Raw genomic sequence first — 21,684 nt, 5'->3', positions numbered from 1 at the left:
TGCGCTGAGCAAACGCTCAGTCGGTCGCCGATTGTTCCAGACGGGTCTCCAGGCGGACCACCACGGACTTGCTGGCAGGGGTGTTGCTGACGTCCGCGGTGGAGTCCAGCGGGACGAGCACGTTGGTCTCCGGGTAGTAGGCCGCCGCGCAGCCCCGGGCCGTCGGGTAGTGCACGACGCGGAAGCCGGGCGCCCGCCGCTCCACGCCGTCCTTCCACTCGCTCACCAGGTCGACGTAGGAGCCGTCCGGGACGCCGAGGGCCCGCGCGTCCTCGGGGTGCACCAGCACCACCCGGCGGCCGGCCGTGATGCCCCGGTAGCGGTCGTCCAGGCCGTAGATCGTGGTGTTGTACTGGTCGTGCGAGCGCAGTGTCTGGAGCAGCAGCCGGCCCTCGGGCAGTGCGGGGAACTCCACCGGCGCGGCGGTGAAGTTGGCCTTGCCGGTGGCCGTCGGGAAGCGGCGCTCGTCGCGCGGGGCGTGCGGCAGCGCGAAGCCGCCGGGGCGGGCCACGCGCGCGTTGAACTCCTCGAAGCCGGGGACCACGCGGGCGATCCGGTCGCGGATCGTGGCGTAGTCCTTCTCGAACTCCTCCCACGGCACCACGCTGCGCTCGCCCAGCACACGGCGCGCCAGGCGGCAGACGATGGCCGGCTCGGACAGCAGGTGCTCGCTCGCGGGCTCCAGGCGGCCGCGTGAGGCGTGCACCATGCCCATGGAGTCCTCGACGGTCACGAACTGCTCGCCGCCGCCCTGGAGGTCCCGCTCGGTGCGGCCGAGGGTGGGCAGGATCAGGGCGCGGGCGCCGGTGACGACGTGGGAGCGGTTGAGCTTGGTCGACACGTGCACGGTCAGCCGGGCCCGGCGCATGGCGGCCTCGGTGACGTCGGTGTCGGGGGAGGCGGAGACGAAGTTGCCGCCCATGGCGAAGAACACCTTCGCCTCGCCGTCGCGCAGGGCGCGGATGGCCCGGACGACGTCGTAGCCGTGTGCGCGCGGCGGCGCGAAGCCGAACTCCTTCTCCAGGGCGTCCAGGAACGCCGGGGCCGGACGCTCGAAGATGCCCATCGTGCGGTCGCCCTGCACGTTGGAGTGGCCGCGCACCGGGCACACGCCCGCCCCCGGGCGGCCGATGTCGCCGCGCAGCAGCAGGAAGTTGACCACCTCGCGGATGGTGGGCACCGCGTGCTTGTGCTGGGTCAGGCCCATCGCCCAGCACACGATGGTGCGCCGGGAGGCCAGGACCATCTCGAGCGCCTGGTCGATCTGCTCGCGGGTGAGGCCGGTCGCGGTGAGCGTCTCGTCCCAGTCGGCGGCGCGCGCGGCGGCGGCGAACTCCTCGTAGCCGTGGGTGTGTTCGCGGACGAACTGCTCGTCGACCGCGCCCTGTGTCTCGATGATCAGTTTGTTGAGGAGGCGGAAGAGGGCCTGGTCGCCGCCGATGCGGATCTGCAGGAACAGATCGGTGAGCGCGGCGCCGCTGGTCAGCCCCTTCGGCGTCTGGGGGTTCTTGAAGCGCTCCAGGCCCGCCTCGGGCAGGGGGTTGACGCTGATGACCTTCGCGCCGTTCGCCTTGGCCTTCTCCAGGGCGGAGAGCATGCGCGGGTGGTTGGTGCCCGGGTTCTGGCCGGCCACGATGATCAGGTCGGCCCGGTACAGGTCCTCCAGCAGGACGCTGCCCTTGCCGACGCCGATCGTCTCCGACAGGGCCGAGCCGGAGGACTCGTGGCACATGTTGGAGCAGTCGGGCAGGTTGTTGGTGCCCAGCTCGCGCGCGAACAGCTGGTAGAGGAAAGCGGCCTCGTTGCTGGTGCGGCCGGAGGTGTAGAAGACGGCCTCGTCGGGGGAGGAGAGGGCGGCGATCTCCTCGGCGACGATGCCGAAGGCGCGCTCCCAGGTGACGGGCTCGTAGTGGTCGGCGCCCTCGGGCAGGTACATGGGGTGGGTCAGGCGCCCCTGCTGGCCCAGCCAGTAGCCGCTGCGGCCGGCCAGGTCGGCGACGGAGTGGGCGGCGAAGAACTCCGGGGTGACCCGGCGCAGCGTGGCCTCCTCGGCGACCGCCTTCGCGCCGTTCTCGCAGAACTCCGCCTTGTGCCGGTGCTCCGGCTCCGGCCAGGCGCAGCCCGGGCAGTCGAAGCCGTCCTTCTGGTTGACCCGCAGCAGGGTCAGTGCGGTGCGGCGCACGCCCATCTGCTGCTGGGCGATGCGCAGGGTGTGCCCGACGGCCGGCAGCCCGGCCGCCGCGTGCTTCGGGTCGGCGACCCGCGGAGCGTCCTGAACCGGGTCGCCCTTGGGCGGCTTCGTCGCCATCGCGCCCTCCCCTTCGACTGCGCTGTTGAAGTCGTACGTCGCCGATCCTGCCACGGGGCAGCGACAAGGGGACCCTCCGGGCCGCGGGCCCGGTCGCTGTGAGGGCGCTCACGCCCGCCGGGGCCGGGCGGCCCCGGCTGTCAGTGGGGCGTGGCAGGATCGAGGGCGTGGCAGAGACAGCATCGAAGAAGACCGACACCACCTCCGGCGGTACCCGTCCCCGGCTCATGCTCATGGACGGGCACTCGCTGGCCTACCGGGCGTTCTTCGCGCTGCCCGCGGAGAACTTCACGACCGCGACGGGCCAGCCGACGAACGCGATCTACGGCTTCGCGTCGATGCTGGCCAACACTCTGCGTGACGAGGCGCCCACGCACTTCGCGGTCGCCTTCGACGTCTCGCGCAAGACCTGGCGCTCGGAGGAGTTCACCGAGTACAAGGCGAACCGCTCCAAGACCCCGGACGAGTTCAAGGGCCAGGTCCAGCTGATCGGCGAGCTGCTCGACGCGATGCGGGCCCCCCGCTTCGCCGTCGAGGGGTTCGAGGCGGACGACGTCATCGCCACCCTCGCCACCCGGGCCGAGGCCCAGGGCTTCGAGGTGCTGATCGTCACCGGAGACCGCGACTCCTTCCAGCTGGTCTCCGAGCACACCACGGTGCTGTACCCGACCAAGGGCGTCTCGGAGCTGACCCGGTTCACTCCGGAGAAGGTTTTCGAGAAGTACGGGTTGACGCCCGCCCAGTACCCGGACTTCGCGGCGCTGCGCGGCGACCCGTCGGACAACCTGCCCGGCATCCCGGGCGTGGGCGAGAAGACGGCCGCGAAGTGGATCAACCAGTTCGGTTCGTTCGCCGAGCTGGTCGAGCGCGTCGAGGAGGTCAAGGGCAAGGCCGGGCAGAATCTGCGCGACCACCTGGAGGCCGTCAAGCTCAACCGGCGGCTCACCGAGCTGGAGCGGAACGTGGAACTGCCCGGCGCGGCCACCGACCTCGCCCGGCAGCCCTACGACCGCAAGGGTGTCGCGACGCTCCTGGACAGCCTGGAGATCCGCAACCCCTCCCTGCGGGAGCGGCTCTTCGCGGTCGACCCCGGCGCCGAGGAGGCCGAGACCACCCCGATCGCCGCCGACGGCGTGGAGCTGGACGGCACCGTGCTCGTCACCGGCGAGCTGGCCGGCTGGCTCGCCGAGCACGGCACCCAGCCGCTGGGCGTCGCCACGGTCGACACCTGGGCGCTGGGCGCGGGCTCGGTCGCCGAGGTCGCGCTCGCCGCGGCCGGCGGCGCGGCCGCCTGGTGCGACCCCGCCGAGCTGGACGAGGCCGACGAGCGGGCGTTCGCGAACTGGCTGGCCGACGCCGAGCGGCCCAAGACCTTCCACAACGCCAAGGGCGCGATGCGGGTCTTCGCCGAGCACGGCTGGCGTGTCGAGGGCGTCACCATGGACACCGCGCTCGCCGCCTACCTGGTCAAGCCCGGCCGCCGCTCCTTCGACCTGGACGCGCTGTCCCTGGAGTACCTGCACCGGGAGCTGACGCCCGCCGCCGCGGCCGACGGGCAGCTGGCCTTCGGCGCGGACGACGCCGCCCAGGCCGACGCCCTGATGCTCCAGGCCCGCGCCATCCTCGACCTCGGGGAGGTGTTCGAGGACCGGCTGCGGGAGGTCGGCGCCGCGGATCTGCTGCGCGACATGGAACTGCCCACCTCCGCGCTCCTCGCCCGCATGGAACGGCACGGCATCGCCGCCGACCGCGCCCACCTCGAAGCGATGGAACAGACGTTCGCCGGTGCGGTGCAGCAGGCCGTGAAGGAGGCGCACGCGGCGGCCGGGCACGAGTTCAACCTGGGCTCGCCCAAGCAGCTCCAGGAAGTCCTCTTCGGCGAGCTGGCCCTGCCGAAGACGAAGAAGACCAAGACGGGCTACACCACCGACGCCGACGCCCTGGCCTGGCTGGCCGGCCAGACGGACAACGAGCTGCCGGTGATCATGCTCCGCCACCGTGAACAGGCCAAGCTCCGGGTCACCGTGGAGGGCCTGATCAAGACGATCGCGGCGGACGGCCGTATCCACACCACGTTCAACCAGACGGTCGCCGCCACCGGCCGCCTGTCCTCCACCGACCCCAACCTGCAGAACATCCCGGTCCGCACCGACGAGGGCCGGGCCATCCGCCGCGGCTTCGTGGTCGGCGAGGGCTTCGAGTCGCTGATGACGGCCGACTACAGCCAGATCGAACTGCGGGTGATGGCCCACCTCTCCGAGGACGCGGGCCTGATCGAGGCGTTCACCTCCGGCGAGGACCTGCACACCACGGCGGCCTCCCAGGTCTTCGGCGTCGAGCGGTCGGCGGTGGACGCCGAGATGCGCCGCAAGATCAAGGCGATGTCGTACGGCCTGGCCTACGGGCTGTCCGCCTTCGGCCTCTCCCAGCAGCTGAACATCGAGGCGGCCGAGGCCCGCGCCCTGATGGACGCCTACTTCGAGCGCTTCGGCGGCGTACGGGACTATCTGCGCCGGGTGGTCGACGAGGCGCGGGCCACGGGGTACACGGCGACGCTCTTCGGGCGCCGCCGCTACCTCCCCGACCTCAACAGCGACAACCGCCAGCGTCGCGAGGCGGCCGAACGCATGGCCCTGAACGCACCCATCCAGGGCACGGCCGCCGACATCGTCAAGATCGCCATGCTGAACGTGGAGCGGGCGCTGCACGAGGCCGGTCTTGCCTCCCGCCTGCTTCTCCAGGTCCACGACGAAATCGTCCTGGAGATCGCCCCCGGCGAGCGTGCGGCGGCGGAGGAGATCGTCCGCCGCGAGATGTCCGGCGCCGTGCGCCTCCGGGCGCCGCTGGACGTCTCGGTGGGCGTGGGCCCGGACTGGGAGTCGGCGGCGCACTAGGCACCGCACGGCACCCGGTGCCGCACGGGCGGAGGACCCCGGCCGGGGAAGCGAAACCGTGCCGGGGAGAAGCCTCTCCGTACGTCCCTGCCCGGCCGTGGCGGCTCCAGCACGTCCTCCGCCGCGGCCGCGGCACCCCGCGGTGTCCTGGTCATCGGGACCGGGCGGCCGTGCCCGGGGCGGGCGGTCGTGACCGCGGCCGACGGTGCGGGCGGCTCTGCGTGCCGTCGGCGGCCGTCACTCACGTGGCCCCCGCAGAGGCGCATCCACCACCCATGCCCGCCAGGATGCGGGCATGGGTATACGCATGCTCGACCACCGGCCGGCGGTATCCCAGCCGCCCCCGCCGGTCCCGGCCCTCGCGGCCGACGCAAGCACCGCCCGCATCCCCACCGATCTCGCGGCAGCCGTGCGCAGGGTTGTGACCGCCATGCGCCGTCCGGCCGTCCCCGGAGAGGCCCGTCCATGGCGGATGTGGGCCGATCTGACGCGCGGCTACGCCGCGCTCCTCCTCGCGCGCCTCCCGCAGCCGGCCCCGGCGCGCACCGTCACCGTCTTCGTGGCGCCCCCGATCCCCCGCGCCGACCGTGCGCACCGCACGGATCGCCCACTGGGCCCACCCGCGCACCGGCCACGCCCGGACAGCCGTCCCGTCCGGGACGAATCCACCCGCCGGGACGAACCAACCCGCCGGGACGAACCCGCCCGCCGGGACCAGCGATCCCGCCGGCGGGAGCCGTCCCTCCCGGACGAGCCCTCCCGCAACGACCGGCGCCCCCACCGGAACGGGCAGCACCGTCCGGGCCCCCGCGACTGGTAGCGCCGCCGGGCGAGCAGAGGGGCGTGACCGCCGGGACCGGCACTCCTGCCCCCTCCGGAGCAGCCCGTGCCTCACCGCCGCCCGTATCTCCCACCCCGGCCCGCCGCCGCGCCCCGGACCTTCGGCGCCCTCCCGGCCTTCCGGATCTCCCGGATCTTCCGGACCGATCCGGACCTCATCCCTCAGTCCGTGCGCGCGGCAACCCCCGCTTGGTCCGCGTCCCCGTCGGAGCGACCGGAGCGAGCGTTGCGATCGGAGTGGCCCGAGCGACCGAACCAGCCGGAGCCGGCGGAACCACTCACGCCACTCACAGGACCCACGCCATCCGCGCCGCCCAAGGCGGTGAAATCCGCGTACCCGGACGCCCGGCGCGTCCGGACCAACACCGCGTAGGCCGTCAGGCCGAGGGTGAGCCCCGCTCCCGCGCCGAAGCACAAGGCCGGGACGAGATCCCTCGGGCCCGCCGCCGAGGACGGCCCGGCCCAGGACCGCGCGAGGCGCTGCACCGCCCCGGCCGTCGCGCAGCCGCCGATGACAACCCCGGCCCACCACCGGTCCCGCGCCGACAGCGCAGGCACCGCGGCCGGCTCGCCCGACGGCGCCCGCCGCAACACGCGGACGAGGAACAGCACGATCACGCCCCCGGCCACCGCCGAGCCGCCGTACTGCAGGTACCAGTAGAGCGGAGTGCCCGCCAACCGCTGCCCCAGCACCGGAAACAGCCGCATCCCCCACCGGTCGAGATGCGTGAACGCGTCCCACACCACGTGCGTCAGCGCTCCCAGCGCGGCGGAGACGTACCACCACAGCACCGAGGCCGGCGACACGCGCGCGCGGGGCGCCCCGCACCGGGTCAGCGCCGCCGGCCGCCGCTGCCGGGCCCGCGGCAGCGGCGCCACCAGCGGCTCGCGCACCAGCAGCCACAGCCCCACCAACGCCCAGGCGATGAGCACATCGACGCCGAAGACCCCGGAGAAGGAGTGCGTGACCGCGCCGAACTCCATCGCCCCAGGCAGGGCATTCGCCAGGTAATAGGTCATGTCCGGCGAGAAGGATCCGGCCACCAGTACCGCCGGCACCAGCCGGCCCCGCCCCGATCCGTCACCGCGCACCGCGGGCAGCACCGCGGCCGCATGACTCAGAGTGAACGGCAACTCGGCCCCCCAGGACGGCGTGTTGACCGAGCCCGGCGGCCCGGCGATCACCGTGTCCAGTATGGGACAGGCCGACGGTGCGCCTCACCGCCCGACGTCCAGGGGCAATCGGTGAAAATCGGGCACGAACCGCTCCCGATACAAAGGAAGTTGTCGTAGGGTCACCTGGGTCGTATACACCCGAAGAGCTCCACAGAGGCAACCAGTACCGCGGGTCAACCGTCACAACAGGGCGAACGACAGGACAGAGGGACGCTCGGACGTCCACGGGAGGGGTTCACCGCATGGCGGCGCAATTCGGCAGGAGGCTCTATAAGGGGGCGGCGACCACGGCCGTGGCCGCGGCGGCGGTCGCGGCTCTCACCGCCTCCCAGGCTCCCGGCGCGACGACGGACGGTCCGGGCACCCCGACCGCCACCGGTGCGACACCCGCCCCCGACGTCAACGCCGACGGCGACGGCGCCGCGACCGGCAACTCGCCGTACTACACGGATCTGCCCCCGCTCAACAGCCCCGACCCCGCGCCCACCGCCGGCACCCCGTCCGCCGGGACGTCGTCCGAGGCGGGCATACCCGCCACCGTCCTCGACGCCTACAAGAAGGCCGAGGCGGAACTGCGGGCTTCCAAACCGGGCTGCAACCTGCCCTGGCAACTGCTCGCCGCCATCGGCAAGGTCGAGTCCGGCCAGGCGCGCGGCGGCCGCGTCGACGCGAACGGCAAGACGCTCTCGCCGATCCTCGGCCCGGTCCTCAACGGCAGCGGCTTCGCCCACATCAGCGACACCGACCACGGCGCCTACGACGGCGACACCAGGTACGACCGCGCGATCGGACCCATGCAGTTCATCCCGTCCACCTGGGCGTGGGCCGGGCGTGACGGTAACGGCGACGGCCAGAAGGACCCCGACAACGTCTACGACGCGGCCCTCGCCGCGGGCCACTACCTGTGCCGCAACGGCTGGGACCTGTCCGACGACGCCGACCTGCGCCGGGCGATCCTCAGTTACAACTACTCCGAGGACTATCTGAACACCGTCCTGTCGTGGCTGGAGTACTACCGCAAGGGCACCCACTCGATCCCCGACGGCACCGGCAGGATCCCCTCCGGCCGCAGCGACGACAGGGACGGGTTCCGTCCGGGGCCGTCGTCCTCCCCGGGCACGACCCCGCCGACGGCAACCCCCGAGCCCCGCGATTCCGGCAAGCCCGCCGAGCCGGCCGAGCCGGGCGGCGGCAGCCCGAGCACGAACCCGGCCTCGCCGTCGACGCCGACCACGCCGCCCCCGACGCACTCCACATCACCCACGCCCACCGACACCGTGGACCACCTGGAGGCCGCGGGCACCGGAGAGCTCACCGCCATGGCCGGGGACACGTTCGGCCAGAAGATCATCGCCCGCGCCGAGACGAAGGACGGCAAGGCGGTCGCCAGGGTCAGGATCCGGTTCACGATCCTCGGCGACACCGACGCCACCTTCACCGGCGGCGAGACGGTCGCCTCGGCCCTCACCGACTCCTCCGGCGTGGCCACCGCACCGGCACTCCAGGCGGGCGAACGGACGGGCTCCTTCACCGTCCGCGCCGTCGTCGTCGGCCGCGCGATCTCCGGCCTCGACCACACGGCCACCGTCACCGCGCGCGCCGCCGACACCCTGACCCGCACCGGCGACGCCGCGCTCACCTGCACCCCGGGCGGCGAGTTCGCCGACCAGGTCGAGGTCAAGGCCACGTACAAGGGCGCCGTCGCCGACAAGGTCGCGGCCACCGCCACCCTCGTCAAGGCCGCCGACGACGCGACCGAGAACGACAAGGGCCCCTACTTCAAGGACGCCGACGGCAACCCCGTGCGCACCCTGAAGGACCTTCAGACGGACGCCGACGGCCTGCTGAAGCTGCCGAAGCTGTACGCGGACGACACCACCGGCACCTTCCTGCTCCGGATCACCACCACCGGCGGCGCCACGCTGACCGTGGAACTGAAGGTGGCGGCCGCCGACTCCTCGGCGGAGCCGTCGCCCAGCCCCTCGACGGAGCCGTCGCCCAGCCCCTCGACGGAGCCTTCGCCCAGCCCCTCGGCCTCGTAGAGCCGCGACCCCGGCCGGCCCGACCGGCCGGGGCCGACGCGTCCGGTCCGACCTTCATGACCGGCCCGGCCGGTCCGCCGACTCCACCGCACCCGCGGGCCGAACCTGTCGGGCCGGGAGCTGCCGGGTCGTCGGACCGGAGCCGTCAGGCCCGCCGGAGCCGGGCGTTGGTGTGCCGGGTCGGCTCCGCCGTCGCCGGATCCTCGGGCCAGGGATGCTTCGGGTACCGCCCGCGCAGCTCCGCCCGTACGCCCCGGTAGCCGTCCCGCCAGAACGAGGCCAGGTCGGCGGTGACGGCGGCGGGCCGCCCGGCGGGGGAGAGCAGGTGCACGAGAACCGGCACCCCGGCGAGCACCGGCGACTGCCGCGCCCCGAACATCTCCTGCAGCTTGACCGCCAGCACGGGCCGGTCGGGGTCCGTGTAGTCGACGCGGATCCTGGACCCGCTGGGCACGGTGATCCGTTCCGGGGCCAGCTCGTCGAGCCGGGCGGCCGCACCGCAGGCCCAGGGCAGCAGCCTGGCCAGCGCCTGCCCGGCGTCGATCCGTGCCAGGTCCGCGCGCCTGCCGGCACGGCCCAGCTCCGGCTCCAGCCACTCCTCCACGCGCGCGTGCAGCGCCTCGTCCCGGACGTCGGGCCACGGCCGACCGAGATGCCGGTGCAGGAACGCGAGCCGCAGGCGCAGCGCCTCGGCCTCCGGCGACCAGCGCAGCAGCCGGAACCCTTCCTGCCGCAGACCGTCCAGCAGGGCGTCCCGCAGGCGGCCGGGGTCCGGGTCGGCCAGGGGGCGGACCGTCAGCTCCACCGCCCCCAGCCGCTCGACCCGCCGGGCCACCACGTCCCCGCCGGCCCAGCGGACCTCCTCGCGCTCCTCGTGCAGCGCCGCGGCCGCCCGTCGCGCGACGTCCTCGTCGACGGGCGCGGCGAGCCGCACGCGCGCGTGCCCCCTGCCGATCGGCCGGTCCGCCACGGCCACGGCGATCCAGGGCGCGCCCCGCAGACCCGATCCCTCGGCCAGTTCGGCGCGGGTACCGGAGACCATGAGATACGACCCCCCGTCCAGCCGGGCGACCCGCTCGGGGAAGGCGAGCGCGGCCACGGTCCCGACGACGCCGTCCTCGCCGGCACCCGGCCGGTCGCCGTCGGGCGGTCGCGTGTCCGTACCGTCGGCCGGCCGCCGGCCGGGACCGGCTCCGGTCCCGGCGGGGGGCTCGCCGGCCGCGCGGTCACCGGTGCCTGTCGCGGCGGCCCGCAGGCGCCGGCACTCCGTGCGCCAGCGTGACGCGTACGGGTCGCCGCCGCGCCGGGCGGCCCGCAGCGCGGCGGCGAGGTCGTCGCCGTACTCCCGGGGCGGCTCCTCGCTGAGCAGGGCGACCGCCTCCGCCACCCGCTCGGCCGCGAACGGGACCGTCGCGTCGAGCAGCGCGCGGCCCAGCCGCGGATGCACGCCCAGCCGCGCCAGCCGCAGTCCCCGAGGTGTGGCCCGCCCGGCCGGGTCCACGGCGCCCACGGCCCTCAGCACGTCCCGTGCGGCCGCCATGGCGCCCTGCGGCGGCGGATCCAGCAGGGCCAGCCCGGAGGCGTCCGGATCGCCCCAGCAGGCTGCCTGGAGGGCGAACGCGGTCAGGTCGGCCACCTTGATCTCCGGGGCGGGAAAACGCGGCAGCCGCCCGTCCTCGGCCTCCGCCCAGCATCGGTACACCGTGCCCGGCGCCTCGCGTCCGGCGCGGCCCGCCCGCTGCCGTCCGGACGCCTGCGAGGCCCGTACCGTCGCCAGGGCGCTCAACCCGCGCGCGTGGTCCACACGCGGCTCCCGGGCCAGCCCCGAGTCGACGACCACCCGCACCCCGGGCACCGTCAGCGACGACTCCGCCACGGAGGTGGCGAGCACCACCCGACGGCGCCGCCCCGGCGCCAGCACCGCGTCCTGCACGGCCGCCGGCGCCCGCCCGTGCACCTGGAGCACGTCCACGTCGCCGAGATCCCCCAGCTGTCCGGAGACCCGCGCGATCTCGCCGACGCCGGGCAGGAAGCACAGCACGTCCCCGGCCCGCTCGGCGAGCGCCCGCCGCACCACCGACGCCACGTGGGCCAGAAGCGCCGGGTCCACCCGCATCCCGTGCGGCGGCCGCACCGGGCGCCCGGGCGGCGCCCACACCACCTCCGCCGGATGCGACACGCCCTCGGCCTCGACCACCCGGGCTCCGCCCAGCAGCCGCGCCCAGCCCTCGGCGTCCGTGGTGGCCGACGCGGCGACCAGCCGCAGCTCGGGGCGCAGCGTCTCGCGCACGTCCCACAGGAACGCCGCCGCGGTGTCCGCGTCCAGATGCCGTTCGTGGCACTCGTCGAGCACCACCACGTCGACGCCCGCCAGCTCCTGGTCGCGCTGGAGCCGCTGGAGCAGCACACCGGTCGTGACGACCTCCACGCGCGTGTGCCGCCCGACGACCCGCTCCCCGCGGACGGTGTGACCGACGCTCTCGCCGGGCTTCTCGCCCAGCAGCCACGCCATCCGCCGCGCCGCCGCCCGCGCGGCGATCCGCCGCGGCTCCGCCACGACCACCCGCCGCGCCGGCCCCCCGCCCAGCAGGCCGGCCAGGGCGAGCGGCACCATCGTCGTCTTGCCCGTGCCGGGCGGGGCCACCAGGACGGCGGTCCCGGACCCGTCGAGAGCCTCGTGCAGCGCGGGCAGGGCGCCGCGCACCGGCAGCGCGTCCAGAGCGTCGTAACGGATCACGGTCGTCTCGGTCCCGCTCGTCCCGCTCCTCAGTCCCGCTCGCAGGCGAAGATCGCCGTCCCCGGGATCAGGTGCCCGCGCAGCGGGGACCAGCCGCCCCACTCGGAGGTGTTCCAGTCCGGCCACTCCGGCTCGACCAGGTCCACCAGGCGCCAGCCCGCGGCGACGACGTCCCGGACGCGGTCGCCGAGCGTGCGGTGGTGCTCGACGTAGACCGCGTTGCCGTCGTCGTCCTGCTCCACGTACGGCGTGCGGTCGAAGTACGAGGCGGACACGCTCAGCCCCTCCGGGCCGGGCTCGTCGGGAAAGGCCCAGCGGATCGGGTGCGTCACCGAGAAGACGAACCGCCCGCCCGGCCGCAGCACCCGGCGCACCTCCCGCAGCACCAGACGCGGGTCGGCGACGAAGGGCAGCGCCCCGTACGCCGAGCACGCCAGGTCGAAGGAGCCGTCCGCGAAGGGCAGGGCGCCCGCGTCGGCGCACACCAGAGGGAACGATCCGCCGATCCGCAGCGCGTGCTGGAGCTGCCGGTGGGACAGGTCCAGGGCGACGGGGCGAGCGCCCTGCGCGGCCAGCCAGCGCGCGCACTGGGCCGCGCCGGCGCCGATCTCCAGGACGTCCTTGCCCTTGAGCTCCTCGGCGGGGCCGAGGAGCTCCGCCTCCACCTCGTCCAGGCCCTCGGGGCACCACACGAAGCGGTCGTCGCCGAGGAAGGTGCCGTGCTCGGTCTGGTACTCGTCCGCGTTGCGGTCCCACCAGCCCCGGTTGGCCCGGGCGCTCTCGGTGACACCGGCCGCCCGGCGGGTGGCCTCCGGTTCGGACGATGCGAACGGTGCTGGCTCTTGGATGATGGGCTCCCTCGTCGTACTCTTCCGTCCAACCCGCCCACCGGTGTGCGCCCGATGGAGTGACGCCCTGGTGTCGGCGTGGCCTCGGGAGACAGGTTTTGTGCCGGATATGCGGCGATGCGCCCCGGGTGGGTGACTTCGCGCATTGACCCTGCCCGGCTGCCCCCGTATGCTACAAGTTGCGCTGCGGGCCTGCGCACCTCAGACGTAGCAGGCTGCGCTCGCATCTGTTGTATGTCCCCTCGGTTGTCGAGGCGCCATCGGATTTTTGTGGCGCTTCCTTGGCTGTCCGGCTTCTGCAGAGCGAAACGGGCTCCCGGCGTAAGCAGTACCTACGACTTCAATGTCCGTACCGGAGCCCTTTCCCACATGACGAGCAGCACCGAGACCACCGCCACCACCCCGCAGGTAGCGGTCAACGACATCGGTAACGAGGAAGCCTTCCTCGCAGCGATCGACGAGACGATCAAGTACTTCAACGACGGCGACATCGTCGACGGCGTCATCGTGAAGGTCGACCGGGACGAGGTCCTGCTCGACATCGGTTACAAGACCGAAGGTGTCATCCCGAGCCGCGAGCTCTCGATCAAGCATGACGTCGACCCGAACGAGGTCGTCGCCGTCGGTGACGAGATCGAGGCCCTGGTCCTCCAGAAGGAGGACAAGGAAGGCCGCCTGATCCTCTCGAAGAAGCGCGCCCAGTACGAGCGTGCCTGGGGCACCATCGAGAAGATCAAGGAAGAGGACGGCATCGTCACCGGTACCGTCATCGAGGTCGTCAAGGGTGGTCTCATCCTCGACATCGGCCTCCGTGGCTTCCTCCCGGCCTCTCTGGTCGAGATGCGCCGCGTCCGCGACCTCCAGCCGTACGTCGGCAAGGAGCTCGAGGCCAAGATCATCGAACTGGACAAGAACCGCAACAACGTGGTCCTGTCCCGCCGTGCCTGGCTCGAGCAGACCCAGTCCGAGGTCCGCCAGACGTTCCTCACGACCCTCCAGAAGGGTCAGGTCCGTTCCGGTGTGGTCTCCTCGATCGTCAACTTCGGTGCCTTCGTGGACCTGGGCGGCGTCGACGGTCTGGTCCACGTCTCCGAGCTGTCCTGGAAGCACATCGACCACCCCTCCGAGGTCGTCGAGGTCGGCCAGGAGGTCACCGTCGAGGTCCTGGACGTCGACATGGACCGCGAGCGCGTCTCCCTGTCGCTGAAGGCGACCCAGGAAGACCCGTGGCAGCAGTTCGCCCGCACCCACCAGATCGGCCAGGTCGTGCCCGGCAAGGTCACGAAGCTGGTTCCGTTCGGTGCGTTCGTCCGCGTGGACGAGGGCATCGAGGGTCTGGTCCACATCTCCGAGCTGGCCGAGCGCCACGTGGAGATCCCGGAGCAGGTCGTCCAGGTCAACGACGAGATCTTCGTCAAGGTCATCGACATCGACCTCGAGCGCCGTCGCATCAGCCTCTCGCTGAAGCAGGCCAACGAGTCCTTCGGTGCCCACCCGGAGGAGGTCGAGTTCGACCCGACCCTCTACGGCATGGCCGCGTCCTACGACGACCAGGGCAACTACATCTACCCCGAGGGCTTCGACCCGGAGACCAACGACTGGCTGCCGGGCTACGAGAAGCAGCGCGAGGAGTGGGAGCGCCAGTACGCCGAGGCGCAGACCCGCTTCGAGCAGCACCAGGCGCAGGTCATCAAGTCCCGCGAGGCGGACGCCGCTGCCGCCGCCGAGGGCGGCGAGGCCGCCGCTCCGGCCGCGACCGGCGGTTCGTACTCCTCCGAGGGTGGCGACACCTCCGGCGCCCTGGCCTCCGACGAGGCCCTGGCCGCCCTGCGCGAGAAGCTGGCCGGCGGCCAGAGCTGACCGCTCGCCGCAAGGCACCCAGCCGACGACCGCGGCCCGTACCCCTGCGAGGGGGTGCGGGCCGCGGCCGCGTTCCGGGCACACCGTCGCACCGGACGATTTGTCAGCAGTCGGGGAATGCCTGGGTCCCGTGCCTCGTTGTGAAGCTACGAACACGAGGAGGGGCGGTCACAGTGCTTGATCCGCAGGGTTTGTACGCATGGGAGCCGAAGGGCCTGGCGGTCGTCGACATGGCGCTCGCCCAGGAGTCGGCCGGTCTGGTCATGCTCTACCACTTCGACGGATACATCGACGCGGGCGAGACCGGCGACCAGATCGTCGACCGGCTTCTGGACTCACTGCCCCACCAGGTCGTGGCACGGTTCGACCACGACCGGCTCGTGGACTACCGGGCCCGCCGCCCGCTGCTGACCTTCAAGCGCGACCGCTGGACGGCGTACGAGGAGCCCGCCATCGAGGTGCGGCTCGTCCAGGACGCCACCGGCGCGCCCTTCCTGCTGCTCTCCGGACCCGAGCCCGACGTGGAGTGGGAGCGCTTCGCCGCCGCCGTACGGCAGATCGTGGAGCGCCTCGGCGTACGCCTGTCGGTGAACTTCCACGGCATCCCCATGGGCGTCCCCCACACCCGCCCCGTGGGCCTGACCCCGCACGGCAACCGCAGCGACCTCGTCCACGGTCGGCGCAGCCCCTTCGAGGAGGCGCAGGTGCCCGGCAGCGCCGAGGCGCTGGTGGAGTACCGGCTGATGAAGGCCGGCCACGACGTCCTCGGGGTCGCCGCGCACGTCCCGCACTACATCGCCCGCTCGCCGTACCCGGACGCGGCCCTGACCGCCCTGGAGGCCGTCACCGCGGCCACCGGCCTGGTCCTGCCGGGCATCGCGCACTCCCTGCGCAACGAGGCCCACCGCACCCAGACGGAGATCGACCGGCAGATCCGCGAGGGCGACGAGGAGCTCACCTCCCTCGTCCAGGGCCTCGAGCACCAGTACGACGCCGCGGCGGGCGCGGAGACCCGCGGCAACATGCTCGCCGAACCCGTCGACATCCCGTCGGCCGAGGAGATCGGCCGCGAGTTCGAGAGGTTCCTGGCGGAGCGCGAGGGCGAGAACTGAGGTCCGCCGGGCGGCCTGCCGGGGACGGCATCGCAGGTGACGCGTGGCAGACCCCGCCGCCGCGCCATGATCGGCCGGACAGGGCCTAAGCTTCCGCTCATGCTGAAGGTAGGCCTGACCGGGGGCATCGGAGCCGGTAAGAGCGAGGTGTCGCGGCTGCTCGTCGAGTGTGGAGCCGTGCTGATCGACGCCGACCGCATCGCGCGCGAGGTCGTCGCTCCGGGCACCCCCGGCCTCGCCGCCGTCGTCGACGCCTTCGGCCCGGAGGTGCTCGCCGCGGACGGCGGCCTGGACCGGCCCCGGCTGGGTTCCATCGTCTTCGCCGACCCGGAGAAGCTGGCCGTCCTGAACTCGATCGTGCACCCCCTGGTGGGCGCCCGCTCCCGCGAGCTGGAGGAGGCCGCCGCCGAGGACGCCGTCGTCGTCCACGACGTCCCGCTTCTCACGGAGAACGGCCTCGCCCCGCTGTACGACGTCGTGATCGTCGTCGACGCCGCCCCCGAGACCCAGCTGGACCGGCTGGTACGGCTGCGCGGCATGACCGAGGAGGACGCACGCGCCCGCATGGCCGCCCAGGCCACACGGGAGCAGCGCCGGAAGATCGCGGACATCGTCATCGGCAACGACGTACCGCTGGAGCACCTGCGCAAACGGGTGAGAGACGTCTGGGCCGAGCTCGTCCGCCGGGCCGCACACACCCCGCAGTCGGGGCCGGGAGCCGGCGCACCTCCGGAATAGGGGTGTCCGGCAGGGGCGTTGAACCCTTCCAGCAAGGGAAGGACTGTGCCGTGCCCGAAAACAGCGGTTCGCCCGGACGTACTCCGGAGACGCATGTCATCGACTTCCGCGCCGCCGAGCAACTGCTCGCCGCGCGGGACCCGCGGGGCGCCGTGAAGCTGCTCGACGCAGTCATTGCCGCCCATCCCGAGAACACGGCCGCCCGGCTGCTGCGCGCCCGGGCCTTCTTCGCCGCCGCGCAACTGCGGCCGGCCGAACTGGAGTTCAGCATCGTCCTGGAACGTGAGCCGGACAACGCGTTCGCGCACTTCGCGCTCGCCCGGACCTTCGAGCGCCAGGGCCGCACCGACCAGGCCAAACGCCACTTCCGGCTGGCCGCCGCGCTGGACCCGAACCCGGAGTACCTCCAGCGAGCCCGGTTCGACACCTGATCCGGGCCCGGGTCGGCACCCGATCCGGGCCCCGGTTCGACACCTGACCCCGGGAGTCCCCTGACCCCGGGCAGCTCCCAACGGCTGCCTCCGGGCAGTCCCTAGCGGCGCCGCCGATCGGGTGGCCAGTAGGGCGGTACATCGCGCCCCGGCTGGTAGTGCGGCCCCTGCCGCAGATGCCGGACGATCAGGGTGAAGTCGACGGCCATCACCAGCCACAGCACCCCGAACGCCGCCGCCCAGCCAGGCCGGCCGACCAGCACGAACACCGCCGTGCCGAGCATCGCCCAGATCAGCCCCCACACACTCAGCCAGAACCGCGCCCGCAGCGCACTGCGCGCGGTCGTCGGCTCGCTTCCCGTACGCATCGCCGATCACCACTCCTCCTTGCAACGTACTCCACGCCGGAGCCGGACGCGGAGCACGCGAAATCCGGTGCACGGGAGGCGATGAGTTTCACGGCCGAGGGCGGTCCACCTCTGCGACAGCACACGGCACACCGAACCGCTTTCCGGAGGAGACCCCCATGTCCGAGACCGCCGCTTCCGCCCCGTCCGTCGCCACCGGCCCGTCCACCGGGCCCGCCCGCGGCCGGCGCACCGGCCGCATCGCCCTGCGCACCGTGCAGGTGCTGCTCGGCCTGTTCTACGCGCTCGCGAGCGCACTGCCCAAGCTCATCGCGCATCCGTCGGCCGCCGAAGCCTTCGACAAGATCGGCTGGGGCAGCGCGGGCATGTACACCATCGGCGCGCTGGAGCTGGCCGGAGGCGTCGCGCTGCTGATCCCGCTGCTGCAGTCGCTGGCGGCGCTGGCACTGAGCGCGCTCATGGTCGGCGCGTTCGTCGTCCAGCTCACCGCCTTCGACGGGCAGAACGCGGCGACACCGATCATCCTGATCGTCCCGCTCGCCGTCATCGCCTGGGCCCGCCGCGAACACAACGCCGAGCTGCTGAGGCTGCTGCGGCGGTAGGGATGACGATCACCGAGTGGATGCCGTCCGGCTCCGGGGCCTCACCGGCCGTGCGAGCGTCACCGTTCGCGCGGCCGGCCGGCCGGGCCGCTGGGACCGTCCAGGCCGCCGAGGGCGCGCAGCCGCTCCAGTTCACGCCGGTCGCGCTTGGTGGGCCGGCCGGCACCCCGATCGCGTACGGCGATCGGAGCGACGGCCTCGCGGGGCGGGGGCGGCGGGGAGTTGTCGACGTAGCACTGCACGGCCACGGGCGCGCCGACCCGCTTGCGGATCAGACGCCTGACGACCACGATCCGCTCGCGGCCCTCCTGCCGCACGCGCACCTCGTCGCCGACCCGGACCGAGTGGGAGGGCTTGACCCGCTCGCCGTTGACCCGGACGTGCCCGCCCCGGCAGGCGGTGGCCCCGACGGAACGCGTCTTGACCAGACGCACGGCCCAGATCCAGCTGTCGATCCGCACGGTCTCACCACTCGCCGGACCGGCCGCCTCGGCGGCGGCGATGGCGGCGGCGACCTTCGGGTCCACGGCCGACGCGGGCGCCTCACCGGTTCCGGCCCCGCTCCCGTCCCCGTCGCGGGCCTTCACGTCGTCCTCGCTAGCCATGGCTCAGACCTTAGTCTCCTCGAGTGTCTTGGACCGGCCGCACCGGACCACTCTACGGTGGGGGGCATGGACAGCAGCAGCCTGTGCGCCCTCGACGAGCGGATCTCGCACTGCCGCGCCTGTCCGCGTCTGGTCGCCTGGCGTGAGGAGGTGGCCCGCACCAAGCGGGCCGCGTTCGCCGACTGGACGTACTGGGGCCGTCCGGTGCCGGGCTTCGGCCCCGCGGACGCCCGGCTGCTGATCGTGGGACTCGCCCCGGCCGCGCACGGCGGGAACCGCACCGGCCGCATGTTCACCGGTGACCGGTCCGGCGACGTGCTGTACCAGGCGCTGTACGACGTGGGGCTCGCCTCCCAGCCGACCTCCGTCGCCGCCGACGACGGGCTGGAGCTGTACGGGGTGCGGATCACCTCACCCGTGCACTGCGCCCCACCCGCCAACAAGCCGACGCCCGGCGAGCGGGACACGTGCCGGCCCTGGCTGGTCCAGGAACTACATCTGCTGCGGCCCACCCTGCGGGCGGTGGTCGTGCTGGGTGCGTTCGGCTGGCAGGCCGCGCTGCCGGCGTTCGCCGAGGCGGGCTGGACGGTGCCCCGGCCCCGCCCGGCCTTCGCGCACGGGACACGGGTGCCGCTCGACGGCCTCGACCTCTTCGGCTGCTTCCACGTCAGCCAGCGCAACACCTTCACCGGCAAACTCACCCCCGCGATGCTCCGCGACGTCCTGCGCACGGCGGCGGGGGCGGCGGGACTGACGGCGGTGTAAGGGGGAAAAGAGGCGACGCCGTCCTCGGGAGGCGGTTACGTTCCTGCCATGGGCCTGTATCCGGAGATCGAACCGTACGACCAGGGCATGCTCGACGTCGGTGACGGCAACCTCGTGTACTGGGAGACCTGCGGAAACCCGCGGGGCAAGCCGGCGGTGATGCTGCACGGCGGTCCTGGATCCGGCTGCACGCCCGCGCACCGGCGCTACTGCGATCCCGCCGCGTACCGGATCGTTCTCCTCGACCAGCGCGGCTGCGGACGCTCCACACCGCACGCGAGCGCGTACGACACCGACATGAGCGTCAACACGACCGGCCATCTGCTCGCCGACCTGGAACTGCTGCGGCACCACCTCGGCATCGAGCGATGGCTGGTGTGGGGTGCCTCCTGGGGTTCGGCGCTGGCGCTGCGCTACGCCCAGACGCATCCCTCGGCCGTGTCCGAACTCGTCCTGACGGGCGTCGCGACCGGTTCGAACGCCGAGGTCACGCTGCTGACCCATGGCCTGGGCAGGGTCTTCCCGCACGACTTCGCCCGACTCCTCGCCGAACTCCCCGAGGACACCGACCGGACCGGAAACCTCGCTGCCGCCTGCAACCGGCTGCTCGAGTCGCCCGACCCGGCCGTGCGCGAACGGGCGGCGCGCGCCTGGACCGACTGGGAGACCGCGATGATCCCCGCGCCCCCGCGCTCCGTCGCACGGTTCGAGGACCCCGCCTTCCGCATGGGCTTCGCGCGCACCGTCACCCACTACTTCGGCAACGACCACTTCCTCGGCCCGGGCGACGACGACGGCGTGGTGCTGCGCGACGCCCCTCTGCTGCGCGGCATCCCCGGCACTCTCGTCCAGGGCAGCCTGGACTTCGGCAATCTCCTCGGCATCCCCTGGCGCCTGCACCACGCCTGGCCGGACAGCGAGCTGATCGTCGTCGACGAGGCCGGGCACGACTTCGGAGCCCCGGGCGTGGCGGATGCGCTGGTCGCGGCGACGGACAGGTACGCACGGCACGAGGACACGCGCACCCGGCAGGAGGCGGGCCTGCGATGACTCACCCGGACCAGCTCTTCCTCGACGTCACCGCCGACCGCCTCGCCGCGCTCCCCGGAGTGAGGGCGGTGGCCCTCGGCGGCTCCCGCGCCCAGGGCACCCACCGCCCGGACAGCGACTGGGACGTCGCCGTCTACTACCGGGGCCGCTTCGACCCGGACGACCTGCGCGCCGTCGGCTGGGAGGGCGAGGTCTCCGAGCTCGGCGGCTGGGGCGGCGGCGTCTTCAACGGCGGCGCCTGGCTGACGATCGACGGTCGCCGCGTCGACGTGCACTACCGGGACCTCGACGTCGTCGAACACGAGTGGGCCCAGGCACAGGAAGGACGCTTCCGGGTGGAACCGCTGCTGTTCCATCTCGCGGGGATCCCCAGCTACCTGGTGGTCGCCGAACTCGCGGTCAACCGGGTGCTGCGAGGCGAACTGCCCCGCCCGGCGGCCTACCCGCCCGCGCTGCGGCGCACCGCACCCGAACACTGGTACGGCCTTGCCACCGCCACCCTCGGCTACGCGAAGGCGGGCCACGTCCCCAAGGGATCCGTCACCCAGGTGGCCGGCGCGATCGCCCTGGCCGCCACCCAGGCCGCCCACGCCGTACTCGCCGCACGCGGTGAATGGACCACGAACGACAAGGGGCTCGTGGCCCGCGCGAGCCTCCAGGAGGTCGACGCCATCATCGCCTCACTGCCCGCCGGCGCCGCTCCGGCGGACCTGCGACAGGCCGTCGAGGCGGCCGAGGAGCTCTTCAGGAGGAGGACCGGCGTTCACTGAACCGCGGGACGGAGCCCATAGGTGCACTGTCATCCTCGAAACGCGCCGGCGATCTCCGGGAAGGGTGAGCCGAGCCGTCTCCTCGAGCCTCTGCGGGAGAGGAAGCCGGGCCGACCGAGCGAACGGCTTGCCCTCGGACGTGTGAACACGAGATGTACGCGCGTTGACGCGGAAGGTGATCGAGTCGGTCGAAAACGTGAGGTGAGACGCACTTTTGGCATTGAACTCGTGTCGAGTACGTCTCAGTACCGTCACTGGACGAGGTGTTCGCCCCATGCTTGGCGTTTAACTTCACGAGTACAGCGCTACATGGAGGTGCAGGGTGAACGGGCGAACGGTGCTCGAGCGCTTTCCCGCCGGCGGTCCGCGCGGGTCGTGGCCGGCGGAGGAGTTCGCGCATGCGCGGCGCCTGGAAGGCCTGCCCGCAGAGGTTGTCATGGACCTCGCGACCGACACGTTCCTGGTGATCGTCCGGAGTGGCGAGACCGGCGGCGACGTCACCGCCTGAGGGCGGTGTCCCGGTCGGCTTTTGAGGTGA

Annotated in this window: 18 protein-coding genes; 12 read left to right on the top strand and 6 right to left on the bottom strand. The window is 73.0% G+C overall.

Annotated elements, in window-relative coordinates:
• Positions 1-16 precede the first annotated feature (16 nt).
• Positions 17-2,308, bottom strand: a complete 2,292-nt coding sequence (locus ACWDUZ_RS08765) for an FdhF/YdeP family oxidoreductase (RefSeq protein ID WP_451631087.1) — start codon at positions 2,306-2,308, stop codon at positions 17-19.
• A 167-nt stretch (positions 2,309-2,475) separates the two neighbouring features.
• Here ACWDUZ_RS08765 and polA point away from each other — a divergent pair, with 167 nt between their 5' ends.
• Both polA and ACWDUZ_RS08755 read left to right on the top strand, forming a co-directional pair.
• A complete protein-coding gene (gene polA, locus ACWDUZ_RS08760) occupies positions 2,476-5,202 on the top strand; it encodes a DNA polymerase I (RefSeq protein WP_451631086.1) in 2,727 nt (908 codons plus the stop codon).
• A gap of 295 nt (positions 5,203-5,497) precedes the next feature.
• Positions 5,498-6,022: a hypothetical protein gene (locus ACWDUZ_RS08755; protein WP_451631085.1), complete on the top strand. Its 525-nt coding sequence runs from the start codon at positions 5,498-5,500 to the stop codon at positions 6,020-6,022.
• Between the two features lie 182 nt (positions 6,023-6,204).
• Here ACWDUZ_RS08755 and ACWDUZ_RS08750 read toward each other — a convergent pair whose 3' ends face one another.
• Positions 6,205-7,176, bottom strand: a complete 972-nt coding sequence (locus ACWDUZ_RS08750; RefSeq protein WP_451631196.1) for a DUF4184 family protein — start codon at positions 7,174-7,176, stop codon at positions 6,205-6,207.
• A gap of 284 nt (positions 7,177-7,460) precedes the next feature.
• Between ACWDUZ_RS08750 and ACWDUZ_RS08745 the strand changes: the two genes are divergently transcribed.
• Positions 7,461-9,260, top strand: coding sequence for a lytic transglycosylase domain-containing protein (locus tag ACWDUZ_RS08745; RefSeq protein WP_451631084.1), 1,800 nt, complete (start codon positions 7,461-7,463; stop codon positions 9,258-9,260).
• Between the two features lie 145 nt (positions 9,261-9,405).
• On the opposite strand, the gene hrpB is transcribed toward ACWDUZ_RS08745, so the two are convergent.
• On the bottom strand, positions 9,406-11,997 hold the full coding sequence (gene hrpB, locus ACWDUZ_RS08740; RefSeq protein WP_451631083.1) for an ATP-dependent helicase HrpB: 2,592 nt from the start codon (positions 11,995-11,997) through the stop codon (positions 9,406-9,408).
• A 29-nt stretch (positions 11,998-12,026) separates the two neighbouring features.
• Positions 12,027-12,848 (bottom strand): class I SAM-dependent methyltransferase, encoded by an 822-nt coding sequence (locus ACWDUZ_RS08735; RefSeq protein ID WP_451631195.1) that lies wholly within the window; start codon positions 12,846-12,848, stop codon positions 12,027-12,029.
• Between the two features lie 366 nt (positions 12,849-13,214).
• Between ACWDUZ_RS08735 and rpsA the strand changes: the two genes are divergently transcribed.
• The 4 genes from rpsA to ACWDUZ_RS08715 all read left to right on the top strand — a co-directional run bounded on the left by rpsA (position 13,215) and on the right by ACWDUZ_RS08715 (position 16,986).
• Positions 13,215-14,705, top strand: a complete 1,491-nt coding sequence (gene rpsA / locus ACWDUZ_RS08730) for a 30S ribosomal protein S1 (RefSeq protein WP_306183614.1) — start codon at positions 13,215-13,217, stop codon at positions 14,703-14,705.
• A 173-nt stretch (positions 14,706-14,878) separates the two neighbouring features.
• Positions 14,879-15,817: a PAC2 family protein gene (locus ACWDUZ_RS08725; RefSeq protein ID WP_451631082.1), complete on the top strand. Its 939-nt coding sequence runs from the start codon at positions 14,879-14,881 to the stop codon at positions 15,815-15,817.
• Positions 15,818-15,916: 99 nt separating this feature from the next.
• On the top strand, positions 15,917-16,555 hold the full coding sequence (coaE, locus tag ACWDUZ_RS08720; protein ID WP_451631081.1) for a dephospho-CoA kinase: 639 nt from the start codon (positions 15,917-15,919) through the stop codon (positions 16,553-16,555).
• 50 nt (positions 16,556-16,605) lie between these two features.
• A complete protein-coding gene (locus ACWDUZ_RS08715; protein ID WP_451631080.1) occupies positions 16,606-16,986 on the top strand; it encodes a tetratricopeptide repeat protein in 381 nt (126 codons plus the stop codon).
• 101 nt (positions 16,987-17,087) lie between these two features.
• On the opposite strand, the gene ACWDUZ_RS08710 is transcribed toward ACWDUZ_RS08715, so the two are convergent.
• Positions 17,088-17,354, bottom strand: coding sequence for a DUF6343 family protein (locus ACWDUZ_RS08710; RefSeq protein ID WP_451631079.1), 267 nt, complete (start codon positions 17,352-17,354; stop codon positions 17,088-17,090).
• Between the two features lie 158 nt (positions 17,355-17,512).
• On the opposite strand from ACWDUZ_RS08710, the gene ACWDUZ_RS08705 reads away from it, so the two are divergent.
• The gene (locus tag ACWDUZ_RS08705) at positions 17,513-17,956 is read left to right on the top strand and encodes a DoxX family protein (RefSeq protein ID WP_451631078.1); all 444 of its coding nucleotides are present in this window, start codon (positions 17,513-17,515) and stop codon (positions 17,954-17,956) included.
• 59 nt (positions 17,957-18,015) lie between these two features.
• On the opposite strand, the gene ACWDUZ_RS08700 is transcribed toward ACWDUZ_RS08705, so the two are convergent.
• Positions 18,016-18,561: an RNA-binding S4 domain-containing protein gene (locus ACWDUZ_RS08700; protein WP_451631077.1), complete on the bottom strand. Its 546-nt coding sequence runs from the start codon at positions 18,559-18,561 to the stop codon at positions 18,016-18,018.
• A gap of 66 nt (positions 18,562-18,627) precedes the next feature.
• Here ACWDUZ_RS08700 and ACWDUZ_RS08695 point away from each other — a divergent pair, with 66 nt between their 5' ends.
• The 4 genes from ACWDUZ_RS08695 to ACWDUZ_RS08680 all read left to right on the top strand — a co-directional run bounded on the left by ACWDUZ_RS08695 (position 18,628) and on the right by ACWDUZ_RS08680 (position 21,654).
• Positions 18,628-19,326 (top strand): uracil-DNA glycosylase, encoded by a 699-nt coding sequence (locus ACWDUZ_RS08695; protein WP_451631076.1) that lies wholly within the window; start codon positions 18,628-18,630, stop codon positions 19,324-19,326.
• 48 nt (positions 19,327-19,374) lie between these two features.
• The gene (gene pip, locus ACWDUZ_RS08690; RefSeq protein WP_451631075.1) at positions 19,375-20,376 is read left to right on the top strand and encodes a prolyl aminopeptidase; all 1,002 of its coding nucleotides are present in this window, start codon (positions 19,375-19,377) and stop codon (positions 20,374-20,376) included.
• A complete protein-coding gene (locus tag ACWDUZ_RS08685) occupies positions 20,373-21,146 on the top strand; it encodes a nucleotidyltransferase family protein (protein WP_451631074.1) in 774 nt (257 codons plus the stop codon). The genes pip and ACWDUZ_RS08685 overlap by 4 nt, the downstream gene beginning before the upstream one ends.
• 322 nt (positions 21,147-21,468) lie before the next feature.
• Positions 21,469-21,654 carry a hypothetical protein gene (locus ACWDUZ_RS08680; protein ID WP_451631073.1) on the top strand — a complete coding sequence of 62 codons (186 nt, stop codon included), beginning with the start codon at positions 21,469-21,471 and terminating at the stop codon, positions 21,652-21,654.
• Positions 21,655-21,684: the final 30 nt, after the last annotated feature.

The organism is Streptomyces sp. NPDC003393, assembly GCF_053589015.1.
Note: the sequence above shows the minus strand (reverse complement) of the source record. Positions and strands in the feature narration are given on the sequence as shown.